This window comes from Streptomyces corallincola, from assembly GCF_019104725.1.
GTDB lineage: Bacteria > Actinomycetota > Actinomycetes > Streptomycetales > Streptomycetaceae > Streptomyces > Streptomyces corallincola.
Genome location: NZ_JAHRXF010000062.1, coordinates 19,219 through 28,776, shown reverse-complemented (window position 1 = coordinate 28,776; position 9,558 = coordinate 19,219). Strand labels below are relative to the sequence as shown.

Annotated in this window: 7 protein-coding genes; 6 read left to right on the top strand and 1 reads right to left on the bottom strand. The window is 69.9% G+C overall.

Annotation, left to right across the window (positions count from 1 at the left end; translation table 11 throughout):
• Positions 1 to 409: 409 nt before the first annotated feature.
• From KUM39_RS26205 to pknB, 6 genes are all read left to right on the top strand, one after another.
• On the top strand, positions 410 to 1,312 hold the full coding sequence (locus KUM39_RS26205; RefSeq protein ID WP_217788254.1) for an FHA domain-containing protein: 903 nt from the start codon (positions 410 to 412) through the stop codon (positions 1,310 to 1,312).
• 10 nt (positions 1,313 to 1,322) lie between these two features.
• Complete coding sequence (locus KUM39_RS26200; protein WP_217788253.1) at positions 1,323 to 1,844, top strand: FHA domain-containing protein FhaB/FipA; 522 nt, start codon at positions 1,323 to 1,325, stop codon at positions 1,842 to 1,844.
• 140 nt (positions 1,845 to 1,984) lie between these two features.
• A complete protein-coding gene (locus KUM39_RS26195) occupies positions 1,985 to 3,496 on the top strand; it encodes a Stp1/IreP family PP2C-type Ser/Thr phosphatase (RefSeq protein WP_217788255.1) in 1,512 nt (503 codons plus the stop codon).
• Between the two features lie 27 nt (positions 3,497 to 3,523).
• Complete coding sequence (locus KUM39_RS26190) at positions 3,524 to 4,975, top strand: FtsW/RodA/SpoVE family cell cycle protein (RefSeq protein ID WP_217788252.1); 1,452 nt, start codon at positions 3,524 to 3,526, stop codon at positions 4,973 to 4,975.
• Positions 4,972 to 6,450, top strand: a complete 1,479-nt coding sequence (locus KUM39_RS26185; RefSeq protein ID WP_217788251.1) for a peptidoglycan D,D-transpeptidase FtsI family protein — start codon at positions 4,972 to 4,974, stop codon at positions 6,448 to 6,450. Before KUM39_RS26190 ends, KUM39_RS26185 begins: the two co-directional genes overlap by 4 nt.
• 173 nt (positions 6,451 to 6,623) lie before the next feature.
• The gene (pknB, locus tag KUM39_RS26180) at positions 6,624 to 8,621 is read left to right on the top strand and encodes a Stk1 family PASTA domain-containing Ser/Thr kinase (RefSeq protein WP_217788250.1); all 1,998 of its coding nucleotides are present in this window, start codon (positions 6,624 to 6,626) and stop codon (positions 8,619 to 8,621) included.
• Positions 8,622 to 8,787: 166 nt separating this feature from the next.
• Here pknB and KUM39_RS26175 read toward each other — a convergent pair whose 3' ends face one another.
• A complete protein-coding gene (locus tag KUM39_RS26175) occupies positions 8,788 to 9,552 on the bottom strand; it encodes a class E sortase (RefSeq protein ID WP_217788249.1) in 765 nt (254 codons plus the stop codon).
• Between the last annotated feature and the right edge of the window lie 6 nt (positions 9,553 to 9,558).

The following is a 9,558-nucleotide window of genomic DNA, read 5'->3' as shown; positions in this document are numbered from 1 at the left end:
GCCCCCCCGCCCCCACCACCACCCGGCGGACCCCACCCCCGCGCCCTCCCCGAGCCACCACCCCCCTCACTCCACCCACCCCCAACACCCCCGCCCCCCTTGAAACATCACGAACAAAGAAGACCCACGTCACAAAGAACTCGAACACCCTTCGCCCACGTATCAACCTCGTACCGGTCCCCCTCGTCTCCCCGGGAGAGGGGCTGGACCGGTGCCGGGTGCGGGACACTGGTCGAGGGCCGCCTCTACGATCCGTAGGAGTTCGAAGGGGAGCGGCTGGGGGAACCGGCTGATTGCCCGGCGCGTAGATACGATCAGTAAGCAGTTCGGGCAACGAGGCCGCGAGCCGCGCCGCACGGCAGGGCCCGGCAGAGCGGCGACAGAGCGGCAACGATGGAGGAGGTGCCTCATGGGAGTCCTGAAGAAGTTCGAGCAGCGTCTCGAAGGTCTGGTCAACGGCACCTTCGCCAAGGTCTTCAAGTCAGAGGTCCAGCCGGTGGAGATCGCCGGAGCGCTGCAGCGCGAGTGCGACAACAACGCCACCATCTGGAACCGGGACCGCACGGTCGTCCCGAACGACTTCATCGTGGAGCTGAGCGCGCCCGACTTCGAGCGGCTCAGCCCCTACTCCGGGCAGCTCGGCGACGAGCTGGCCGGCATGGTGCGGGACTACGCCAAGCAGCAGCGCTACACGTTCATGGGACCGATCAAGGTCAATCTGGAGAAGGCCGAGGACCTGGACACGGGTCTGTACCGGGTGCGCTCGCGCACCCTGGCCTCCTCCGCCAGCCAGCAGGGCGGCGGTCCCCAGGGAGGCCCGCAGGGCGGCCCCCAGGGAGGCCCCGACGCTTCCTCCGGCCGCTCCCCGCAGAGCGCCGCCGGTGCCCCCGGCGGGTACGGCTACCCGCCCGCGGGCCCCGCCGGAGCCCCCCCGATGCCGTCCGCGCCGCCTCCCGGCGCCCGGCCCGGCGGCTACGGCTACCCGCAGCCCGCCACCCAGCGGCCCGCGGCGGCCCCGACGAGCGGCGGAGCCACCCGCTACTGGATCGAGATCAACGGCACCCGCCACCAGATCTCCCGCGCGACGCTGGTGATGGGCCGCAGCACCGAGGCCGACGTGCGGATCGACGATCCCGGCGTCTCCCGTCGGCACTGCGAGATCCGGACCGGTTCGCCCTCCACGATCCAGGATCTCGGCTCCACCAACGGCATCGTGGTGGACGGGCAGCACACCACCCGCGCTACGCTCCGCGACGGCTCGCGGATCGTCGTGGGCAGCACCACCGTTATCTATAGGCAAGCCGAAGGGTGAAGCGGGGGCAATGTCAGAGCTGACCCTCACGGTCATGCGGCTGGGTTTCCTGGCCGTACTGTGGCTGTTCGTGATCGTGGCCGTGCAGGTCATCCGCAGCGACCTGTTCGGAACGCGTGTCACTCAGCGCGGATCGCGCAGGGACGCCGGCCGTCCGCAGCAGACGGCCCGCCAGCAGACCTCCGCGCCTCCGCAGCAGCGTGCCCAGCAGGGCGGCGGCGGCCGGCGCGGGCGGAACGCCCCCAGCAAGCTCGTGGTGACCGAGGGCACACTGACCGGCACCACGGTCGCGCTCCAGGGGCAGACGGTCACGCTGGGCCGGGCGCACGACTCGACGATCGTGCTGGACGACGACTACGCCTCCAGCCGCCATGCCAGGATCTACCCGGACCGCGACGGCCAGTGGATCGTCGAGGACCTCGGCTCCACCAACGGCACGTACCTGGACCGGTCCCGGCTGACGACCCCCACACCGATCCCGCTGGGCGCGCCGATCCGCATCGGCAAGACCGTCATCGAGCTGCGGAAGTAGTGCTACGTCATGAGTGAGCGCGAGCGGAGCGAGCACGCAGCGGCAGGCCGCACCCCGGTCGCCGGCGCGCTCCCGACCGGAGGGTGGGCAGTGTGGCTCGACACGACGGGCTGTACCGGGAGCCGACGGGCGAGGTGCGCATGAGCCTGTCCCTGCGCTTCGCCGCCGGATCGCACAAGGGCATGATCCGGGAGGGCAACGAGGACTCCGGTTACGCCGGACCCCGGCTGCTCGCCATCGCCGACGGCATGGGCGGTCAGGCGGCCGGTGAGGTGGCCTCCTCGGAGGTGATCTCCGCCCTGGTCTCGCTCGACGACGACGTGCCCGGTCCCGACATCCTGACCTCGCTCGGCACGGCCGTGCAGCGGGCCAACGACCAGTTGCGCGCGATGGTCGAGGAGGACCCGCAGCTCGAAGGCATGGGCACCACGCTGACCGCGCTGCTGTGGACGGGCCGACGGCTCGGCATGGTGCACGTCGGCGACTCGCGCGCCTATCTGCTGCGCGACGGCGTGCTCACGCAGATCACGCAGGACCACACCTGGGTGCAGCGGCTGGTGGACGAGGGCCGCATCACCGAGGAGGAGGCGACGACGCACCCGCAGCGTTCGCTGCTGATGCGCGCCCTCGGTTCCGGCGACCACGTGGAGCCCGACCTGTCGGTCCGCGAGGTGCGCGCCGGTGACCGCTATCTGATCTGCTCCGACGGCCTGTCCGGCGTGGTCTCCCACCAGACGATGGAGGAGACCCTCGCCGGTTACCAGGGCCCGCAGGAGACCGTGCAGGAGCTGATCCAGTTCGCCCTGCGCGGCGGCGGCCCCGACAACATCACGGTGATCGTCGCGGACGTCCTCGACCTGGACACCGGCGACACCCTCGCGGGGCAGCACTCCGACACCCCGGTGGTGGTCGGCGCGGTCGCGGAGAACCCGCACCACCCGCACGACAACAGCATCATGCAGACCCCGGCCGGACGCGCCTCGCACCTGGGGCGCCAAGGACACGGCGGGGGCGGCGAGTTCGGCCCGCCCGGCTCGGCCGAGCCCGAGGGCTACGCCCCGTCCGGCGGCTACGACGACTACGCCGACGCCGAGCTGACCAAACCCCGTACCGGACGCCGCTGGCTGAAGCGGTCGTTCTACACGGTGCTGGCGCTGGCCGTCATCGGCGGTGGTCTGTACGGCGGTTACCGGTGGACGCAGACGCAGTTCTACGTCGGCGCCAGCGGTTCGCACGTGGCGCTGTACCGGGGTATCAGCCAGGACCTGGCGTGGGTGTCCCTGTCGAAGGTCGAGAAGGACCACCCCGAGATCGAACTCAAGTACCTGCCGCCGTACCAGCAGAAGCAGATCGAGAACACGATCGCGGCGGGCGGGCTCGGCCAGGCGGAGTCGAAGGTCCAGGCGCTGTCCGTGCAGGCGTCGGCGTGCCGCAAGGAAGCGCAGCGCGCGGCGGCGGACACGGACCGGGGCGCGGCCGGAACCCAGCAGGGTGCGGGCACGTCCAAGGAGTCGCCGACGCCGAACACGTCGTCCTCGAAGAAGCCGACGACCCCGCCGTCCAAGTCCCCGTCCACGACCGCCACTCCCACCCCCGGCCCGAGCCTCTCCGTGGATGAGCAGAAGGTCGTCGATCAGTGCGGCAAGCAGTAGCCCAGCCGTGAGAGGCCCCGTCACACGATGAGCAGTCCTACCAATTCGCCGACGCAGCACACCTCCACGATCGGCGCGATCGGCGCACCCAGCCGCCGCAACACCGAGCTGGCCCTGCTGGTCTTCGCCGTGGTCATCCCGGTGTTCGCCTACGCCAACGTGGGCCTGGCCATCAACGACCAAGTCCCGGCGGGCCTGCTGAGCTACGGCCTCGGCCTCGGCCTGCTAGCGGGCGTGGCCCACCTGGGCGTGCGCAAGTTCGCGCCGTACGCCGATCCGCTGCTGCTGCCGCTGGCGACGCTGCTGAACGGGCTGGGCCTGGTCTGCATCTGGCGGCTCGACCAGTCGAAGCTGCTGCAGTCGCTGCCCAACTTCGCCCCGGCGGCGCCGCGTCAGCTGCTGTACACGGCGCTGGGCATCGCGATGTTCGTGGTGGTGCTGATCTTCCTGAAGGACCACCGGGTCCTCCAGCGGTACACCTACATCTCGATGTTCGGCGCGCTGGTCCTGCTGATCCTGCCGCTGATCCCCGGTCTGGGCGCGAACATCTACGGCGCGAAGATCTGGATCAACGTGCCCGGTCTGGGTTCGCTCCAGCCCGGTGAGTTCGCCAAGATCGTGCTCGCCGTCTTCTTCGCCGGTTATCTGATGGTGAAGCGGGACGCGCTGGCCCTGGCGAGCCGCCGTTTCATGGGGATCTACCTGCCGCGCGGCCGTGACCTCGGTCCGATCGTGGTGGTCTGGGCCATCTCGATCCTCATCCTGGTCTTCGAGACCGACCTCGGTACCTCGCTGCTGTTCTTCGGCATGTTCGTGATCATGCTGTACGTGGCGACCGAGCGGACCAGCTGGATCGTGTTCGGTCTGCTGATGTCGGCGGCCGGCGCGGTCGGTGTGGCGAGCTTCGAGCCGCACATCCAGTCCCGTGTGCAGGCGTGGCTGAACCCGCTGAACGAGTTCAAACTCAGTCAGGCCGGGGTCAAGGACGGCGTCCTGCACTCGGAGCAGCTCCAGCAGGCCCTGTGGGCGTTCGGTTCCGGCGGGACCCTCGGCACCGGCTGGGGCCAGGGCCACTCGGACCTGATCAAGTTCGCCGCGAACTCCGACTTCATCCTCGCCACGTTCGGCGAGGAGCTGGGCCTCGCGGGCCTGATGGCGATCCTGCTGATCTACGGTCTGATCGTGGAGCGGGGTGTGCGCACCGCGCTCGCCGCCCGCGACCCGTTCGGCAAGCTGCTCGCGGTCGGTCTGTCCGGCGCGTTCGCCCTCCAGGTGTTCGTGGTCGCCGGTGGTGTCATGGGGCTCATCCCGCTGACCGGCATGACGATGCCCTTCATGGCGTACGGCGGTTCGTCCGTGCTGGCCAACTGGGCGCTGATCGGCATCCTGATCAGGATCAGCGACACCGCGCGGCGCCCGGCGCCCGCTCCCGCCGCCAACCCCGACGCCGAGATGACTCAGGTGGTCCGCCCGTCATGAACAAGCCCCTGCGCCGGATCGCGGTCTTCTGCGGTCTCCTCGTGCTCGCCCTGATGATCCGCGACAACTGGCTCCAGTACGTCAAGGCGGACGCCCTGCGCACGGACACGCTGAACCGCCGGGTCGCCATCGAGCGGTACTCCCACCCGCGCGGCGACATCATCGTGGACGGCAACCCGATAACGGGGTCGGTGGAGTCCAAGAGCGGCGACTTCCGTTACAAGCGGACGTACAAGAACGGCCCCATGTGGGCACCGGTGACCGGCTTCTCCTCGCAGGCGTTCGACGCCACCCAGCTGGAGAAGATCGACGACGGCATCCTCACCGGCAACGACGACCGGCTGTTCTTCCGCAACACGCTCGACATGCTCACCGGCAAGCCCCAGCAGGGCGGCAACGTGGTGACCACGCTGAACGCGGCGGCGCAGAAGGCCGCGTACGACGGGCTGAGGGCGCAGGGCGGCAAGGGCGCGGCGGTCGCGCTGGACCCGGCCACGGGCAAGATCCTGGCGCTCGCGTCGTACCCGTCGTACGACCCGTCGTCGTTCTCGGGGAACACCAACGACGACGCGGCGGCCTGGAAGAAGCTGCTGAAGGCCAACAACCCGGCCGACCCGACGCTGAACCGGGCGCTGCGCGAGACGTACCCGCCGGGCTCCACGTTCAAGGTGGTCACGGCGGCGGCGGCGCTGGAGAACGGCAAGTACACCTCGGCGGACCAGAAGACCGACTCGCCGCTGCCGTGGGTGATGACGGGCACCCAGACCGAGCTGAAGAACGAGGGCAACATCCCCTGCAAGAACGCGACGATGCGGGTGGCGCTCCAGTTCTCCTGCAACACCGTGTTCGGCAAGATCGGCGCCGACCTCGGCAACGACAAGATGCTGGCCGAGGCGAAGAAGTTCGGCTTCGACGAGCAGCAGTTCGTGCCGGTCCGCTCCAACGCGTCGGTGTTCTCCGACGACATGAACCCCTCGCAGACCGCGCTGTCCTCGATCGGCCAGTTCAACACCGCGGCCACGCCGCTGCAGATGGCGATGGTCGCGTCGGCGGTCGCCAACGACGGCAAGCTGATGAAGCCGTACATGGTGGACGAGCTCCAGTCGCCGAACCTCGCCGACTCGGTGGAGAAAACCGAGCCGGAGGAGATGAGCCGTCCGCTGTCGGCGGCCAACGCGCAGATCCTCCAGTCGATGATGGAGACCGTCGTCAAGGACGGCACCGGCAAGAACGCGCAGATCCCCGGTGTCACCGTCGGCGGCAAGACGGGTACCGCGCAGCACGGTGTGGCGAACAGCGCCAACCCGTACGCGTGGTTCGTGTCGTACGCGAAGCTGCCGGACGGCAGTTCGCCGGTGGCGGTGGCGGTGGTCGTCGAGGACGAGAACGCCAACCGCGACGACATCTCCGGCGGCGGCCTCGCGGCGCCCATCGCCAAGAACGTCATGAAGGCGGTCATCGACTCCAGGAAGTGACCCCGCTCACGCTCTCACCGCATCGCCGCACGTTGCGATACCGGTCCTGTATCGGGTTGCGGGCTTGGCCAGGTCACACAACGCCGTCCGGGTACGGTAGGCCCCGACGGCAGCCTCCGGCCGCACACGGACGTGCGCGGCCGAGACCCGACGGAGAGGGCTGGTAGGTAGCTATGGAAGAGCCGCGTCGCCTCGGCGGCCGGTACGAGCTGGGCCAGGTGCTCGGCCGTGGTGGCATGGCCGAGGTCTACCTCGGTCACGACACCCGGCTCGGCCGCACCGTGGCGGTGAAGACGCTCCGCGCGGACCTCGCGCGTGATCCGTCCTTCCAGGCCCGGTTCCGCCGGGAGGCCCAGTCGGCCGCCTCGCTCAACCATCCCGCGATCGTCGCGGTCTACGACACGGGCGAGGACTACATCGACGGGGTCTCCATCCCGTACATCGTGATGGAGTACGTGGACGGTTCCACGCTGCGCGAACTGCTGCACTCCGGGCGGAAGCTGCTGCCCGAGCGGGCGATGGAGATGACCGTCGGCATCCTCCAGGGTCTGGAGTACGCGCACCGCAACGGCATCGTGCACCGGGACATCAAACCGGCGAACGTCATGCTGACGCGCAACGGCCAGGTCAAGGTCATGGACTTCGGCATCGCCCGTGCGATGGGCGACTCCGGCATGACCATGACGCAGACGGCCGCGGTGATCGGCACCGCCCAGTACCTCTCCCCGGAGCAGGCCAAGGGCGAGCAGGTCGATGCGCGCTCGGACCTGTATTCGACGGGCTGTCTGCTCTACGAGCTGCTGACGGTCCGGCCGCCGTTCGTCGGGGACTCCCCCGTCGCGGTGGCCTACCAGCACGTACGGGAGGAGCCCCAGTCGCCCTCCGTGTTCGACCCCGAGATCACCCCGGAGATGGACGCGATCGTCCTGCGGGCGCTGGTCAAGGACCCGAACTACCGCTACCAGTCGGCCGACGAGATGCGCGCCGACATCGAGGCGTGCCTCGACGGCCAGCCGGTCGCGGCGACGGCGGCGCTGGGCGCGGCCGGCTACGGCGGCTACCACGAAGACCAGGCCACCACCGCGCTGCGCTCCGAGCCGGGCGGCGCCACCACGATGATGCCCCCGGCCAACCCGGACGACGGCGGCTACGGCTACGACGAGCGCCCCGACCGGCGCGGCGGGCGGCAGAAGAAGGGCGGCAGCACCTCGACGATCCTGCTGGTCGTCGCGGGCGTCCTGGTGCTGGTCGGCGCGATCCTGATCGGGAAGTACGCGTTCACCGGGCAGAAGGCCGACGAGTCGTTCAAGGCACCGGTGTTCGTCGGCAACCCGTACACCACCGCGCAGAAGATGGCCGAGAACCTCGACCTGAAGCTCGCGGAGCCGGAGCGCAAGCCCTGCGAGGACCAGCCGAAGGGCAACGTCTGCTCGCAGGACCCGCAGTCGGGCACCGAGGTCAACAAGGGCGACACGGTCCGGCTGGTGGTCTCCACCGGCGCGCCCAAGGTGACCGTGCCGGACGTGCGGGGCATCCAGTACGACCAGGCCTCGGCGCAGCTCAAGGACAAGGGCTTCGAGGTCGAGCGGAAGACCGAGGTGTCCTCGCAGACGCCGGGTGTGGTCACCAAGCAGGACCCGGAGGGCGGCGCCTCCAAGGAGAAGGGCTCCACGATCACGCTCACGGTCGCCAAGGCCGAGGAGAAGATCGCCGTCCCGGACGTCGCCGGGAAGTCCTGCGACGACGCCAAGTCGGCGATCCAGGACGCGGGTCTGGTGGCGAGCTGCAACGACACCCCGACCAACGACCCGAACCAGGACGGCAAGGCGCTGAACACCACGCCCGCCGCCGGGAGCCAGGTCTCCAAGAACACCCCCGTGGTGGTCAACGTCGGCAAGGCCCAGGGCCAGCAGCCGCCGCCCGCGCAGGGGCAGGTGCCGAACGTGACCGGCAAGAAGCTCCAAGAGGCGCAGCAGATCCTCCAGCAGGCCGGTTACACCAACATCCAGGTCAACGGCCCGAACGACGGCAACGCGCGGGTCATCGCGCAGAACCCGCCGCAGGGCACACAGGCCGACCCGGCGAGCACCCCGGTCCAGCTGACCTCGGTGGATTTCGGCGGCGGGGGCGGTGACAACGGCGGCGGTGGCCTCTTCGGCGGCGGCGGGTGACACCCGCTGACCCCCTACGGGACCACCGGGCATCGCTCCCCCGAGCAGTACCCGCACCCCGCACGCCCCCTCCGGGACTTCCCGGAGGGGGCGTGCGGGTTTTCCGGGGGTGTTACGGGGTTTGCGGCGCCGATGCCCGCAGAAGGGCGGCGGGGACCGGCCGGGGTCAGCGGAGTTCCTTCGGCGGGGTCCGCCGGGCGTCCACCTTCTGCACGCGGTCCAGTTCGCCCCAGACCACGTACCGGTAGCGGGAGGTGTAGACGGGCGTGCAGGTCGTCAGGGTGATGTAGTGCCCGGCCCTGGTCCTCCCCGACTCCCTGGGGATCTGGGAGAGCACGTTGACGTTGAACTTCGAGGTCTCGGGGAGGATCGCGTAGACCTTGTAGACGTACCAGTCGTCACGGGTCTCGAAGACGACCGGGTCGCCCTTCCTCAGCTTGTCGATGTTGTGGAACTTGGCGCCGTGGCCGTCGCGGTGCGCGGCGAGTGTGAAGTTGCCCTTCTTGCCGCTGGTCGGCAGGACGGCCTTCGCGGGGTCGGTGTAGTAACCGGCGACGCCGTTGTCCAGGACGGAGGTGCTGGTGCCCTTCTCGACCAGGACCTCCCCGTTGCCCAGGGCGGGGACGTGCAGGAAGCCGATGCCGCCCTTGGTGTCGAGGGCGCCGGGTCCGGCGGTGCCGTCGTGGTTCCACTGCTCGCGGACCTTGTCGGCCTGGCGGCCCGCCTCGCGGTCGGCGACGACGTTGGTCCACCACAGCGAGTAGACGACGAACAGGCCGAGCAGGACGCCCGCGGTGATGAGGAGTTCCCCGAAGAGGCTGACGGCGAGGGCGACCGGGCCGGGCCCGCGGCGCACCGGCGCGGGCGGCCCGCCCGTCGCTCCCCCGTCCTGCCGCGCCTGCTCCCCGGTCCCGTCGGCGGTGCGTGCCACTGTTCC